The sequence below is a fragment of the Actinomadura sp. 6K520 genome, assembly GCF_004349245.1.
In the GTDB taxonomy this organism is placed as follows: Bacteria; Actinomycetota; Actinomycetes; order Streptosporangiales; family Streptosporangiaceae; genus Spirillospora.
Genome location: NZ_SMLC01000170.1, coordinates 1 through 14,734, shown reverse-complemented (window position 1 = coordinate 14,734; position 14,734 = coordinate 1). Strand labels below are relative to the sequence as shown.

Here is a 14,734-nt window from a genome sequence, read left to right as displayed (position 1 = left end):
AGGTAGGTCTCCTGCACCAGGTCCTCGGCGTCGTGGATGGAGCCGAGCATCCGGTAGCAGTGCGCCAGCAGTTCCCGCCGGTACGGATCGGCGAGTTCCTGGAAATCCCGCTCTAGGGTGCTGTTCGACATCGTGGTCGTCACCTTCGCGGGGCATCGTCGCGGGGACGGGCACCCCGGCGTCCCGCCGCATCTTCGTGGCCTTCGCACCGGCGACGAGGAGCTCGATCTCCTGTTTGACGGAGCCGAGGCCGGTGAGGGCTTCGAGTTCCGCCATCGGGTCGGCGCCGGGGGAGTCGAACGAGGCGGGGATGTCGGGCCGCTTGACGACGAGTTCCTCGCCGGGCTCCGTCCGTTCGCGGACGGACTCCACGACGATGTCGGCGAGCCGCTGCGCGAGGCGGGCGTTGCGCAGGTTGCGGACGGGCGGCGTGCCCACGAGCAGCTGGCCCGCAGCAGTCAGGGCGCGCTTGTGCGCCCGTGCCCCGCGCTGCTGGACGGCCCGGTTGAACAGCTCCGCGTAGCCCTCCGCGGTGAACGGGCGCGTGCGGACGACCTGGAACCGCAGGGCGAGCCCGGGGTTGACCTCGCGGATCCGGTCGTCGCCCCCGGGTTCGCACAGCGCGACGACGTGGAGGTCGTCGTGGACGTCGAGGGCGCGGTGCAGCTGCTCAAGGATGGCTTCGCCGCTCCGGTCGTCCTTCGACATGTCGTCGAGGCCGTCGATGACCATGAGCCGCACCCCGGCGCTGTCCCGCGCGTCGTTGTGGAGGTGCACGGTGGCGGCCGAGACCTCCTTGGCGGCGAAGAAGTCGCCGGCCAGCCAGAGGGGCGGGTCGGCGAGGCCGTGCCGCTGGACGAGCCGGACGATCTCCTGGGCGGCGTCGCGCTTGCCGGTGCCGTCCGGGCCGACGATCATCAGCCGGACCGGCCCCGGCCCGGTCGCGATCTCCTCCAGCGCGGCGACCACGTCCGGCTGGCCGACCAGGTCGGTCTCGACCTTCACCCGGGTGCGGGTGCCGCCGCGCGGCCGGGACCCGGTCGTGCCGAGGCTCGCGGCGAGCGGGTTGACGATCCGGCGCCGGGGGGTGAACAGCCGGCGGACGTCCTCCTCGAACCCGGCGACCGGGACCCACACGGGGTCGGGCCTGGCCGGCACGCCGGGCAGCCCCTGGACGGAGGCGGTGAAGCGGACCGCCATGTCGATCCAGCCGCGGCAGGCGTCGATGGCTCCGGCGCCGAGGCCCCGGGCGAGCCAGGCCCACTCGTCCACCGACCACGCGTTCGCCTTGAACGACTCGCGCCTGTCTTCGAAGCGTCCGAGCAGCTCGGCGTACCGGTCCTCGGTGAGGACGACGGCCAGTTCGGCGGGCACCTGGCTCATCCCGGCCTGCAGCAGGAGGTGGACGAGGAGCTGGTCGGCGTCCTCGCCGTGCGGGGCGATCTCGCGGAGGTGCTCGTGCACGGGCAGGAGCCCGGAGCACACCCATTCCAGGTAGCCGATGGGCCCGGCCAGTTCCGGCAGGGCTTCGAGGACTTCGTCGTCGGCCTGGGCCGTCCACAGTTCGCGCCTGCGCTCCGCGGAGAGCCGGAGCCAGTCGCCGTCCGGCGGGTTGCCGTACAGCTTCGCGATGGCCTGGCGGCGGCGTTCGAAGGGCGCCAGGCCCGCGAAGACGCCGAGCGACTCGCGCGCCAGGGTGAGCGCCAGCTCCTGGTCGCCGCAGTCCTCCAGCCACTCGAACGGCCGGAACTCGCCGGCGAGGCCGCTCCAGGACCCCAGCTTCTTCGGGTCGAGCGGCGTGCTCAGGAAGCGGCCGAACAGGTCGTGGTACAGCTTCGTGTAGGGCCCGGAGTAGACGGCCCCGGCGCCCGGCAGGTAGGCGAGGACGCTGATCAGCTCCGCGGCGATCAGCGGGGCCGGGGTCTTCATCATGCCGTGCTGGGCGGTGGTCAGCGGGGCGCAGCGCGGATCCGCCACGAAGGCGTCGACGCGGCCGCGGATCTCGTCGTACAGCCCGTCGGGGACGCGCCACGGGCCGTGCGCGTACAGGTCGATGACGGGCTCGTCGGACACGAGAAGTTCCAGATGCTCCGGCAGCCGCACGGCGTTTCCCCCTCTAAGCACACCCATTCCGGGCGGCACAGCCTAACGACGGGGGACGACGAACACCGGGGCGCGGAGAATAACGGCCCATTTTCACCATAAGGCGCGTTCTGTCACATTGTTCACAACTTAGGGGCGGCCCGGGGGGCTCGTCCGGCCGCTCAACTGGGTAGGTATCCGAAGATTCGGTTCGCCCCGCCGACCAGGTACCGCTCACGCCGCGGCTCAGTGCCGAGCCCGGGAGGCCAGCGGATGCGGGCGGACGCGCCCGTAGCCGTCTCCTGGGAGAGATACGTGATCAGAAAGCTGCTCGTCGCCAACCGCGGGGAGATCGCCGTGCGCGCGCTCCGCGCAGCCTACGAGCTGGGCATCGCCAGCGTCGCCGTGTACGCGCACGAGGACCGGCTCTCCCTGCACCGGCAGAAGGCGGACGAGGCGTACGAGATCGGCGAGCGCGGCCACCCCGTCCGGGCCTACCTGGACGTGGACGGCATCGTGGAGACCGCGCTGCGCGTCGGCGCCGACGCCGTCTACCCCGGCTACGGGTTCCTGTCGGAGAGCCCGGAGCTGGCCGAGGCGTGCGAGCGCAACGGGATCAAGTTCGTGGGGCCGCCGTCGTCCGTGCTGAGCCTGGCGGGCAACAAGATCGAGGCGGTCGCGGCGGCGCGGCGCGCGGGCCTGCCGGTGCTGCGCTCGGCGACGCCGGAACCGGGGCGGGAGCTGGCGGCGGCCGACGAGGTCGGGTTCCCGCTGTTCGTGAAGGCCGCGGCCGGCGGCGGCGGGCGCGGGCTGCGCCGCGTCGACGACCGGGCGGAGCTGGAGGCCGCCGTGGACGCGGCGCGCCGCGAGGCGCAGAGCGCGTTCGGCGACCCGGCGGTGTTCCTGGAGCAGGCGGTGGACCGGCCCCGCCACATCGAGGTGCAGGTCCTCGCCGACGGTGCAGGGAACGTCGTGCACCTGCGCGAGCGTGACTGCTCGGTGCAGCGCCGCCACCAGAAGGTCGTGGAGATCGCGCCCGCGCCGGGGCTGGACCCGGAGGTGACGCGGCGGCTCTGCGAGGACGCGGTCAGGTTCGCCCGAGAGGTCGGTTACGAGAACGCGGGCACCGTGGAGTTCCTCGTGAACGACCGGGGCGAGCACGTCTTCATCGAGATGAACCCGCGCATCCAGGTCGAGCACACCGTGACCGAGGAGGTCACCGGCATCGACCTGGTGCAGAGCCAGCTGCGCATCGCGGGCGGCGAGGCGCTCGCCGACCTCGCCATCGCCCAGGAGGAGGTGACGGTCAGCGGCTTCGCCGTGCAGTGCCGCATCACCACCGAGGACCCCGCCAACGACTTCCGCCCCGACACCGGCAAGATCTCGGCGTACCGGTCACCGGGCGGCGCGGGCGTCCGGCTCGACACCGGCACGGCCTACGGCGGTGCGATCGTCAGCCCCCACTTCGACTCGCTGCTGGTCAAGCTGACCTGCCGCGGCCGGACGTTCGAGGAGGCGGTGCGGCGGGCACGCCGGGCCGTCGCCGAGTTCCGCATCCGGGGCGTCGCGTCCAACATCCCGTTCCTGCAGGCCCTGCTGGACGAGCAGGACTTCCGCGCGGGCGGCGTCACGACGGCCTACATCGCCGAGCACCCCGAGCTGCTCACGGCCCGGTCGAGCGGTGACCGTGCGACACGGCTCGTCCGGTACCTGGCGGACGTCACCGTCAACAAGCCGCACGGTGACGCGCCCACCGACCTGGACCCCGCGACCAAGCTTCCGCCCCTCGCCGCGGACGGACCCTTCCCAACGGGCTCCCGTGACCGGCTGCTGGCTCTCGGCGCACGCGCGTTCGCCGAGCAGCTGCGGAACCAAAGCGCCCTGGCCGTCACCGACACCACGTTCCGGGACGCGCACCAGTCGCTCCTGGCCACGCGAGTACGCACATACGACCTGCTCTCCGCCGCGCCTTACCTCGCCCGCATGACACCGCAGTTGCTCTCCCTTGAGGCGTGGGGCGGGGCCACCTATGACGTCGCTCTGCGCTTCCTGGGCGAGTCACCATGGGACAGGCTGGCCGCGATCCGTGAGGCCGCCCCGAACCTGTGCATCCAGATGCTTCTGCGGGGCCGCAACACCGTCGGATACACGCCGTACCCCGACTCGGTGGCCCGTGCGTTCATCCGCGAAGCGGCCAGTACCGGAGTCGACATCTTCCGTGTGTTCGACGCCCTCAACGACGTGGAGTCCATGCGTCCCGCCATCGACGCCGGGCTCCAGACCCACGCGCTCGTGGAGGGAACCCTCTGCTACACCGGCGACCTGTCGTCCCCGGACGAGCGGCTCTACACCCTCGACTACTACCTGCGTCTCGCGGAGCAGCTCGTAGAGGCCGGGGTGCACATCCTGTGCATCAAGGACATGGCCGGCCTGCTCCGAGCCCCCGCCGCCCGCACGCTGGTCGCGGCCCTCCGCGAGCGGTTCGACCTGCCCGTCCACCTGCACACCCACGACACCGCCGGCGGCCAGATCGGCACCTACATCGCCGCCATCGAAGCGGGGGTCGACGCCGTCGACGGGGCCGCGGCGCCGCTCTCGGGCACCACCAGCCAGCCGCCGCTGCAGGCGATCGTGGCCGCAACCGACTTCACCGACCACGCCACCGGGATCGACCTGGACGCGCTGACCGTCATGGAGCCGTACTGGGAGGCCGTCCGGAAGCTCTACGCGCCGTTCGAGATGGGTCTCCCGTCGCCGACCGGACGCGTGTACGAGCACGAGATCCCGGGCGGCCAGCTGTCCAACCTGCGGCAGCAGGCCGTGGCGCTCGGGCTCGGCGACCGCTTCGAGGAGATCGAGCGCCTGTACGCGGCGGCGGACAAGATCCTCGGGCGCCTGGTGAAGGTCACCCCGTCCAGCAAGGTCGTCGGCGACCTGGCGCTGCACCTGGTCGCCGCGGGCGCGGACCCGGACGACTTCGCCGCCAACCCCGACCGCTACGACATCCCCGACAGCGTCATCGGGTTCCTGAACGGCGAACTGGGCGACCCGCCGGGCGGCTGGCCCGAGCCGTTCCGCACCAAGGCCCTGGCCGGACGCCAGTACACGACGTCTCATTCTGGGGGGGCGACCCCCCAGGCCCCCCGGCAAGTGCGTGGTGTACGCGCCGAGCTCACCGGCGCGGAAGAGAAGGCTTTGGCCGGACCCGAAGTACGCGACACCCTGGACCGGCTCCTGTTCCCCGGCCCGGCCAAGGACTACCGCGAGATGCGCGCGGCCTACGGCGACCTGTCCGTGCTGCCCACCGCCCCGTTCCTCTACGGGCTCCGCGCGGGGCACGAGGTCGCGTTCGACCTCGAACCCGGCGTGCGCGTCCTGGCCGGGCTGGAGGCGGTCGGCGACATCGACGAGGCGGGCGTCCGGCAGGTCATCTGCACGGTGAACGGCCAGCTCCGGACGCTCTCCGTCCGCGACAAGTCCGTCGTGTCCGACGCGCCGCCGGTGGAGCGCGCCGACCCCGGCGAGCCCGGCCACGTCGCCGCGCCCTTCGACGGTTCGGTGACCCTGCGCGTGGCCAAGGGCGACGAGGTCGCTGCCGGGGACGTCGTCGCCACCATCGAGGCGATGAAGATGGAGGCCGCGATCACCGCCCCCGTCGCCGGGACCGTGGCCCGGCTCGCCGTCCCCGAGGCAACCCCCGTCCAGGCGGGTGACCTCCTGCTGGTCCTGCAGAGTTAGCCGGCCCGGGCGCCCTCCGCCGGAGGGCGCCCGGCGCGGTGAGCGACAGGTCCCGGACGCGAGGGATTATGCCGCCACGCGGCCGGGTACCGAGATCGCGTGAGCCGTTCCCTCCCGGCCGGGGATGCACCCGGGCAGAAACCTGGACGAGCACCTGCTGGACGAGCAAAGGACACCATCCTGAACGCCAGCCACGCGCCGAGCGCGTCCACTCGCGCCACCGTGAACCTCGTCGACCCGATGAAGGACTACCTCTCCCGCATCGGGCGCACCGCGCTGCTCACCGCCGAGCAGGAGGTCGAGCTGGCCAAGCGCATCGAGGCCGGGCTCTTCGCCCGCGAGCGCCTCGAACGGCTCGGCGACGAGCTCAGCCTCCAGGACCGCGCCGACCTCGAATGGATCGCCGCAGACGGAATCCGCGCCAAGGAGCACATGGTCGAGGCCAACCTCCGCCTCGTCGTGTCCCTCGCCAAGCGCTACATGGGCCACGGCCTCCCGCTGACCGACCTCGTCCAGGAGGGCAACCTCGGGCTGATCCGCGCCGTCGAGAAGTTCGAGTACCGCCGCGGCCTGAAGTTCTCCACCTACGCCGTCTGGTGGATCAAGCAGGCGATCAGCCGCGCGCTCGCCGACCAGAGCCGCACGATCCGCATCCCCGTCCACGTCGTCGAGGTCCTCAACCGGATGACGCGGGTCCGCCGGCGGATGGCGCAGGACCTCGGCCGCGAGCCGACCTCCCGGGAGCTGGCCGTCGAGCTGGACGTCACGCCCGAGAAGGTGGAGTGGCTGCGGCGGCAGGCCCGCGAGCCGCTGTCCCTGCACACCCCGCTCGGTGAGGACGGCGACGGCGAGCTCGGCGACGTCATCGAGGACCCGGAGGGCGGCGACCCGGCCGACGTCGTCGCGTCCTCGATGCTGCGCGGGCGCCTCGACGCGGTCCTGGAGACGCTCACCGAACGGGAGGCGGGCGTGATCTCGCTGCGGTTCGGCCTGGCCGGCGGCGAGCCCAAGACCCTCGAAGAGGTCGGCAAGGTCTACGGGGTGACGCGCGAGCGCATCCGGCAGATCGAGTCGAAGGGCATGCACAAGCTGCGCCACCCGTCCCGCCGCGAAACCCTCGCCGACCTGCTGGGCTGACCAGCCGCCCAGCCGGTCAGACCAGCCGGTCAGACCAGCCGCTCAGACCAGGTCGGAGGGGTCGGTGTTGGCGCCGCACAGGACGACCACGACGCGTTCGCCGGGCGCGGGACGGTAGCCGCCGGTGCGCAGCGCGGCGACGGCGGTGGCGGTCCCGTGCTCGACGGCCAGCCGGTACTCGTCCCAGACCAGGCGGCGGGCCGCGATGATCGCGTCCTCGGAGACGAGGACGGGCTCCACTCCCGTGCGGGACGCGACCGAGAACGCGATGTCGCCGAGCCGGGTGGCGCCGAGCGAGTCGGCGGCGATCCCGGAGACGTCCACGGCGACCGGACGCCCCGCGTGGAGGGCGCGTTCGAGGGTGGGGATGCGCTCGGGCTCGACGCCGACGACGCGGGCGTGGCCGTCCAGGGCGGTGGCGACGCCCGCCATCAGCCCGCCGCCGCCCACCGCCAGCAGGACGGTGTCGACCTCGCCGCCGGTCTGCTCCAGGATCTCCAGGCCGAGCGTGCCCTGCCCGGCGCACACCTGCGGCAGGTCGTAGGCGTGGCAGAAGAGCGCCCCGGTTTCGGCGGCGCGCTTGGCCGCGGCCTCCTGCGCCTCCGCGTAGCGGGTGCCGGCCTGGGTGACCGCGGCGCCGAGCGTGCGCAGCCGGTCGACCTTCACCGCGGGCGCCGTCTCGGGGACGAACACCTCCGCCGGCACCCCGGCGCGCGCCGCCGCGTACGCGAAGGCGAGACCGGCATTGCCCCCGGAGGCGGCGACGATCCCGGCGTCCGGGAGCCGTCCCTCCTCCCGCGCGGCCAGGACGTGGTTGAACGCGCCGCGCGGCTTGAACGACCCGGTGTGCTGCGTCAGTTCGAGCTTCAGCCACATCCGGGCCGCCGGGGCGAGGGGCGCCGGGTCGACCTCCAGCAGCGGCGTCCCGCGGACATGGCCCGCGACGCGCGCCGCCGCGGCGGCGACGTCCGAACGAGCGATCACCGGGTCTCCTCTCCCTCTCCGGCCCTGGCGGCACGGTCCAGCAGGATCTTGCGCTCGGCGGCGTTGCGGGTGAGCTCCGCCGCGTGCTCGAACCGCGCGCGGGCCTCGGCCGCGCGGCCGAGCCGGGCGAGCAGGTCGCCGCGCACGCTCGGCAGCAGATGGTAGCCGCGCAGGGACGGCTCGTCCGCCAGCGCGTCGGCGATGGCGAGGCCCTCGGCCGGGCCGTGCGCCATGCCGACCGCCACCGCGCGGTTCAGTTCCACGACGGGGGACGGGGCGACGCGCGCGAGGATCCCGTAGAGGGACGCGATCTGCGCCCAGTCGGTGTCCTCGGGTGCGGGCGCCTGCGCGTGGCAGGCGGCGATCGCGGCCTGCAGGACGTAGGGGCCCGGCGGCTCGCCGATGGCCTTCGCGCGGAGCAGGGCGGCGAAGCCGCGGTGGATGAGGAGGCGGTCCCAGCGGCCGCGGTCCTGGTCGAGGATCGGGACGGGCTCGCCGGACGGGCCGGTGCGGGCCGCGGTGCGGGACGCCTGGATCTCCATCAGCGCGACGAGGCCGTGCACCTCGGGCTCCCGCGGGGCGAGCCCGGCGAGGATCCGGCCGAGGCGCAGCGCCTCCTGGCACAGGTCCGCCCGCACCCAGTCGTCGCCGGACGTCGCCGCGTAGCCCTCGTTGAAGACCAGGTAGACGACCTCCAGCACCGAGGACAGCCGGGCGGCGCGGTCCGGGCCCTCGGGGACCTCGAAGGGGACGCCCGCGTCCGACAGGGTCCGCTTGGCGCGGACGATCCGCTGCGCGACCGTCGGCTCGGAGGTGAGGAACGCGCGGGCGATCTCGTCGGTGGTGAGCCCGCCGAGCATCCGCAGTGTCAGCGCGACCCTGGCCTGCGTGGACAGGACGGGATGGCAGGCGGTGAACACCAGGCGCAGGATGTCGTCCTCGATGTGCTCTTCGTCGGGGACGTCGATCTCCGGCGGGGCCTGCGACTCGGCGCCGCGCCCGATCTCCGCCAGCTTGTCCTCGTAGCGGCGCTGCCGGCGGATCCGGTCGATGGCGCGGCGCTTGCCGACGGCCATGAGCCAGGCGCCCGGGTTGTCCGGGACGCCCGACTCAGGCCACTGTTCGAGCGCGGCGACCAGCGCGTCCTGCGCGAGTTCCTCGGCGAGCCCGATGTCGTGCACCATCCGGGCGAGACCGGCGATGATCCGGGCGGCCTCCAGCCGCCACACCGCATCGATGCTCGCGTGCACGCCGGAGCCTTGCGCACGCGATCCGGCCTGGCCCGGCCCGTGCGCCTCGGGACCGCTCGACGTCCTCACGCCGCCGATGAGAGCACCCGCACCGGCCGCCGCGCAAGTTCGGCCCTCAGGCTCCCGGCATGGGGTCCCCGGGGCTGAAGACCTGCTTGACGACGCCCGCGCCGTCCCCGACGATCCGCCAGAACCGCTTGGACAGCTCGATCGCCTCCTCGCGGGTGCGCGTCTCGATCAGCGCGAAGCCGACGACGGCCTCCTTGGCCTCGGTGAACGGGCCGTCGGTGACGGACACCTTGCCGCCGGAGGAGGTGATGCGGGTGCCGCCCGGCTCCAGCCCGCCGGTGGCCAGCAGCACCCCGGCCTTGGACATCTCCTCGATGAACTTGCCCATCTCCATCTGCAGCGCCTCGTCCGGCGGACCCTGCTCGCCGGTGTCCGTCGTCATCATCAGGAACCGCATCGTCGTCTCCCTTGTTCACGGGACCGGTCCCTCCGGCCCTCGCTGACGCGTCGAAGAAGGAGTGACCGAATCGACATTCCCCCCGACTTCTTCCAGATTTTTTCTGGGACGCGTATCGTTCCAGGTCGTGGGGGGTGCCGACGACGGAAGCGTGACACAGCCGCCAGAATCGCCACAAACTTGACATTCTGTCCCGGTGGGCAAGTGGGCAACTTACGAGTAACTTCTCTGGGTGGAAAGGTTCTTGCGCGTCGGAGGAGGCGTTCCGTGGCAGATCCGGTGACTGGTGCCGTGGGGTACGGGTCGTGAGCGCGGGAGAACCTCCGGACGAGGCGGCCCCGGTCGTCCCCGCGCAGGAGTACCGGACCGCCGGCCCGACGGTACTGCGGATGCTGGTCGGCGCGCAGTTGCGCCGCTTCCGCGAGGCGGCCGGGATCTCCACCGAGGCCGCCGGGTACGAGATCCGGGCCTCGCACTCCAAGATCAGCCGGATGGAGCTGGGCCGCGTCGGCTTCAAGGAGCGCGACGTCGCCGACCTGCTGACCCTCTACGGCGTGACCGACGCGGACCGCCGCGAGCCGCTCCTGGAACTGGCCGAGTACGCGAACGTCCCCGGCTGGTGGCAGGAGTACGGCGACGTGGTGCCCGGCTGGTTCGAGCCCTACCTGGGGCTTGAGCAGGGCGCCGTGGTCGTCCGCGTGTACGAGGTCCAGGAGGTGCCGGAGCTCCTGCAGACCGCCGACTACGCCCGCGCGCTGATCACGGTCCGGCACCCGGAGGCGTCCGGGGAGGAGGTCGAGCGGCGGGTCGAGCTGCGGATGCGGCGACGCCGCGTGTTCGACCGCCCCGACCCGCTGAAGGTGTGGGCGATCCTCGACGAGGCGGCGCTGCGCCGCGTGGTCGGCGGCCCCGAGACGATGCGCGCGCAGATCCGGTACCTCATCGAGATGGCGGGCCGGCCGAACATCACGATCCAGGTGCTGCCGTTCTCCGTCGGCGGCCACGCGGCCGAGGGCGGCCCGATGACGCTGCTGCGGTTCGCCGAGCCCGACCTGCCCGACGTCGTCTACCTGGAGCAGCTCACCGGCGCGCTCTACCCCGACCGGGCGTCCGACATCATCCGGTACCGGGACGCCCTGAACCGCCTCGGCGTCCAGGCGGAGCCGCCGACCCGCACCCTCGCCATGCTGCGGGACATCCTCGGCGAACCGGCCTGAGGCGGGGAGGCGGGGAGGCCGGGGCACGTCCCCCGCCGGAACCGCCCGGCCGGCGGCCGCCGGGTGCCGCGGGTACGGCTACTTCGCGGCGGGACGGTAGGTGGCGATGATGACGCCGGTCTTGAACGTCCTGGTGTCGGCCAGCTCGAACGACGCCGAGAAGTCCCGGAGGACGAGCATCCCCTCCGGGTCGTCGTCGCCGACGAGCACCGGGTGGATCCACAGGCGCAGCTCGTCGAGCAGCCCGTGCTCCACGAGCGTCCGCGACACCGGGCCGAAGCCGTACTGCAGGATGTTCCGGCCGTCCCGCTCCTTCAGCTTGGTGATCTCCGTGACGGCGTCCGCCCGCCGGATGGCCGTGGTGTCGCCCCAGCCCGGCTTCTGCAGCGAGTCGGACACGACGTAGTGGGGGTAGGTGTTCATCCGGACGCCGAACTCGCCGGTCGCCTCCTCCATGGCCGGCCACGCCTGCGCGAAGCCGTCGAACGTCCTGCGGCCCATGAGCAGCGCGTCGCAGGAGAACAGGAGTTCCTGGGCGTAGGCGGCGGCCTCGTCCTGGAAGTAGGCCGAGGTCCAGTTCTGCGGGTTCCCGATGACGCCGTCGAGTGAGACGTACGTCGAGTTGATGATCTTGCGCATGGTCGCCTCCATGGAACGGATCGTTTCGCCTTCCGGCTCGATGGAACCACTGTGCGGCAGACCGTTTACGGCTTTCTTACGGTCGCCGCCCGCCGGTCCTGTCGGTCACCGGGATTAGGGTGCGACGTGTGCGTTTCGGGGTGCTCGGCCCGCTCGCCGTCTGGACCGATGACGGCGGGCTCGTTCCGGTGCCCGGGCTCAAGGTCCGGGCGCTCCTGGCCGACCTGCTGGTGCACGAGGGCCGCCCGGTCCCCGCCGACCGGCTCATCGACGACCTGTGGGGCGACGCCCTGCCCGGCAACCCGATGGGCGCGCTGTCGGCGAAGGTGTCGCAGCTCCGGCGGGTCCTGGAGGATGCCGAGCCGGGCGCGCGGGCCCTGGTGGCGTCGCGTCCCGCCGGGTACCTGCTGTGCGCCGCCGACGAGCACGTCGACGCGCGGCGCTTCCAGCACCTGGTGGACGCGGCGCGCCGCGCCGGGGAGCCGGAGGAGAGGGCGGCCCTGCTCGCCGCGGCGCTGGACCTGTGGCGCGGCCCCGCGTTCGCCGACTTCGCGGACGACCCGTTCCCCCGTCCCGCCGCCGCGCGGCTCGCGGAACTGCGGGTCACCGCGCTGGAGGAGCACGCCGAGGCCCGGCTCGACCTGGGCGAGCACGGCGCCCTGGCCGGCGAGCTCGGCGACGCGGTCGGCGCCCACCCGCTGCGGGAGCGGCTGCGGGCCGCGCACATGCGGGCGCTCTACCGGGCCGGCCGCCAGAACGAGGCCCTGGAGAGCTACGAGGGCTACCGGACGCTGCTCGCCGACGAACTGGGCCTCGACCCCGGCTCCGAGCTGGCCGAGCTCCAGCGCGCCGTCCTCCGGCAGGACCCGGCCCTGGACGCCCCCGCCGCGCGGGACCCCCGTCCCGGGTCGAACCTGCCCGTCCCGCCGACCGAGCTGATCGGGCGGGACGACGCCGTCCGGGAGATCCGGGCGCGCATCGGCGCCGACCGGCTCGTCACCCTCACCGGCCCCGGCGGGGTCGGCAAGACGCGGCTGGCGATCGAGACGGCCGCCGGGCTCGTGGACGCGTTCGGCGACGGCGTGTGGATGGCGGAGCTGGCCGGGTTCGAGCGCTCCACGGTGCCCGACCTCGCGGAGGTGGTGACCGCGACCCTCGACATCCGGGACGCGCCGGGCACCGGGGGCGCGGCCCTGGACCGGCTCGCGGCGGCGCTCGGCGCCCGCCGGCTGCTGCTCGTCCTGGACAACTGCGAGCACGTGATCGAGCAGGCCGCCGAACTGGCGGAGCGGCTGCTGCGCCGCGTCCCCGGGGTCCGGATCCTCGCCACCAGCCGGGAGCCGCTCGCGCTGCCCGGCGAGGTGGTGTGGTCGGTGCCCCCGCTGGACGTGCCCGGCGAGGACGACGATCCCGGAGCGGCGAGCGCCGTCCGGCTCTTCGCGGCCCGGGCGGCGGCGTCCTCGCGGCGGTTCCGGCTGGACGAGGCGACGGCGGGCCCGGTCGGCGAACTGTGCCGCCGCCTCGACGGCATCCCGCTCGCCCTCGAACTGGCCGCGACCAAGGTGCGGACGCTCGGTGTGGCGGGCCTCGTCGACCGGCTCGACGACCGGTTCCGGCTGCTGTCGTCCGGCCACCGCGGCGCCCCGGCCCGGCAGCGCACGCTCACCGCGGTGATCGAGTGGAGCTGGGACCTGCTGACGGAGCCGGAACGGGCCGTCCTGCGGCGGCTGTCCGTGCACGCCGACGGCTGCGCGGCCGAGTCCGCCGAGGCCGTCTGCGCCGGGCCGGACGTCCCCGCCGGGGAGGTCCTGGACGTCCTGGTGCGGCTGGTCGACCGTTCGCTGGTCGTGATGACGGAACGGCCGGGCGAGGGCCCCCGCTACCGGCTGCTGGAGTCCGTCGCCGCCTACGCCGCCGAACGCCTGGCCGAGGCGGGCGAGGAGGAACGGGCGCGCACCGCGCACAGCCGCCACTACACCGACCTGGCCGAGCGCGCGGAACGGCACCTCTACGGCCCCGACCAGGCGCACTGGCTGCTCCGCCTGGACACGGAGTCGGCGAATCTCCGCCTGGCCCTGGACGCCGCCACCGGCGACGACGCCCTGCCCCTGGTCAACGCGCTCGGGTGGTACTGGTTCCTGCGCGGCAGGCTGACCGAGGCGCTGCGGTCGTTCGACACGGCGCTGCGGCACGGCGGCGGAGACCCGGCGGTACGCGCGAGGGCGCTGACGTGGCGGACCGGTTTCGCCGTCCTCAAGAACGTCCCGGGGGACTGGAAGGCCCGCCGCGACGAGGCCCTCGCCCGCGTCGACGAGACCGGAGACGGGCACCTGGGGGCCTGGGCGAGCTGGTTCCTGATCTACGCGAACTTCGAACTGGACGATGCCGGGGCGGGTGCCGTGGCGCTGGAGGAGGCGCTGGCCTCGTTCCGCGCGTCCGGTGATCGCTGGGGGGAGGCGGCCGCACTCCTCCTGCGGGCCCAGCACGCCCACGCCCACGGGGACCCGGCCGCGCTGGAACACGACGCCGAGCGGGCCGCCGCCCTGTTCGCCGAGGTCGGCGACCGCTGGGGCGGGCTCCAGGCGGTGGAGTGGCTCGGCGCGGCGGCCGAGCTGACCGGCGACTACGACCGCGCCGAGCGGCTGCAGCACCGGGGCCAGCGGATGGCCGAGGAACTGCGCCTGTGGCCGGACGTCGCCGTCCGGATGGCCTGGCGCGGCTGGATCGCCTACCTGCGCCGCGACTACACGTCCGCCCGCCGCCTGTGCGGCCGCGCGCACCGGGTGGCCGTGGAGCAGGGGTTCGCGCAGGCCGTGACGTTCGCCGACATCGGCCTCGGCCTGGCGGCGGCCCGCGAAGGCCGCCTGGACGATGCCGAGGACCGCCTGCGCCCGCTGCTGGCGGCCGCGTCCCCGGACGACTTCCCCCCGCTCTACCTGACCCTCGTCCAAACGGGACTCGCCCATGTGGCCGAGGCCCGCGGCGACGCGGCGCGCGCCCTCACCCTGCAACGCGACGCCCTGGCCGTGGCGATCCGCCTGGAGGCCCCGCGCGACCTGGCGGGCTCCCTGGAGGGCCTGGCCTGCGCGCTGAGCCTCGCCGGCCGCCCCGAGGACGCGGCACACGCCCTGGGCAACGCGGCGGCGATCCGCGAATCGGCGGGCCTGCCGCCCAGCCCGGCCGAACAGGAGGACATCGACCGAGCCACCGCCCGCCTCGCC

The 14,734-nt window shown here is 73.7% G+C and carries 8 protein-coding genes and 1 pseudogene; 4 read left to right on the top strand and 5 right to left on the bottom strand.

Annotated elements, in window-relative coordinates; all coding sequences use genetic code 11:
• On the bottom strand, positions 1 to 131 hold a 131-nt coding region (locus E1289_RS30620; RefSeq protein ID WP_279488209.1), incomplete at its 3' end, for a sigma factor.
• Between the two features lie 2,266 nt (positions 132 to 2,397).
• Here E1289_RS30620 and E1289_RS30615 point away from each other — a divergent pair.
• Both E1289_RS30615 and E1289_RS30610 read left to right on the top strand, forming a co-directional pair.
• Positions 2,398 to 5,820 (top strand): pyruvate carboxylase, encoded by a 3,423-nt coding sequence (locus E1289_RS30615; protein ID WP_131986410.1) that lies wholly within the window; start codon positions 2,398 to 2,400, stop codon positions 5,818 to 5,820.
• Between the two features lie 234 nt (positions 5,821 to 6,054).
• Positions 6,055 to 6,957: pseudogene (locus E1289_RS30610) on the top strand (RNA polymerase sigma factor); the annotation flags it as partial.
• A 42-nt stretch (positions 6,958 to 6,999) separates the two neighbouring features.
• Here E1289_RS30610 and E1289_RS30605 read toward each other — a convergent pair.
• The 3 genes from E1289_RS30605 to E1289_RS30595 form a co-directional block, all read right to left on the bottom strand.
• A complete protein-coding gene (locus tag E1289_RS30605; protein WP_131986408.1) occupies positions 7,000 to 7,941 on the bottom strand; it encodes a threonine/serine dehydratase in 942 nt (313 codons plus the stop codon).
• Entirely contained in the window at positions 7,938 to 9,125 is a 1,188-nt protein-coding gene (locus tag E1289_RS30600; RefSeq protein ID WP_131986414.1) for an RNA polymerase sigma factor, read from the bottom strand. The genes E1289_RS30605 and E1289_RS30600 overlap by 4 nt, the downstream gene beginning before the upstream one ends.
• 181 nt (positions 9,126 to 9,306) lie before the next feature.
• Positions 9,307 to 9,657, bottom strand: a complete 351-nt coding sequence (locus tag E1289_RS30595; protein WP_131986406.1) for a YciI family protein — start codon at positions 9,655 to 9,657, stop codon at positions 9,307 to 9,309.
• A gap of 389 nt (positions 9,658 to 10,046) precedes the next feature.
• Here E1289_RS30595 and E1289_RS30590 point away from each other — a divergent pair, with 389 nt between their 5' ends.
• Entirely contained in the window at positions 10,047 to 10,874 is an 828-nt protein-coding gene (locus E1289_RS30590) for a helix-turn-helix transcriptional regulator (protein WP_131986412.1), read from the top strand.
• 78 nt (positions 10,875 to 10,952) lie between these two features.
• On the opposite strand, the gene E1289_RS30585 is transcribed toward E1289_RS30590, so the two are convergent.
• Entirely contained in the window at positions 10,953 to 11,513 is a 561-nt protein-coding gene (locus E1289_RS30585; RefSeq protein WP_131986404.1) for a dihydrofolate reductase family protein, read from the bottom strand.
• A gap of 128 nt (positions 11,514 to 11,641) precedes the next feature.
• Here E1289_RS30585 and E1289_RS30580 point away from each other — a divergent pair.
• The coding region (locus E1289_RS30580; protein ID WP_131986402.1) for a BTAD domain-containing putative transcriptional regulator at positions 11,642 to 14,734 on the top strand (3,093 nt) is incomplete at its 3' end.

Excerpts from the sequence above, each read along its gene's own strand:
- E1289_RS30590 (WP_131986412.1), top strand. The coding sequence starts at position 10,047 with ATGCTGGTCGGCGCGCAGTTGCGCCGCTTCCGCGAGGCGGCCGGGATC.
- E1289_RS30585 (WP_131986404.1), bottom strand. The coding sequence starts at position 11,513 with ATGCGCAAGATCATCAACTCGACGTACGTCTCACTCGACGGCGTCATC.
- E1289_RS30600 (WP_131986414.1), bottom strand. The coding sequence starts at position 9,125 with ATGGTGCACGACATCGGGCTCGCCGAGGAACTCGCGCAGGACGCGCTG.
- E1289_RS30595 (WP_131986406.1), bottom strand. The coding sequence starts at position 9,657 with ATGCGGTTCCTGATGATGACGACGGACACCGGCGAGCAGGGTCCGCCG.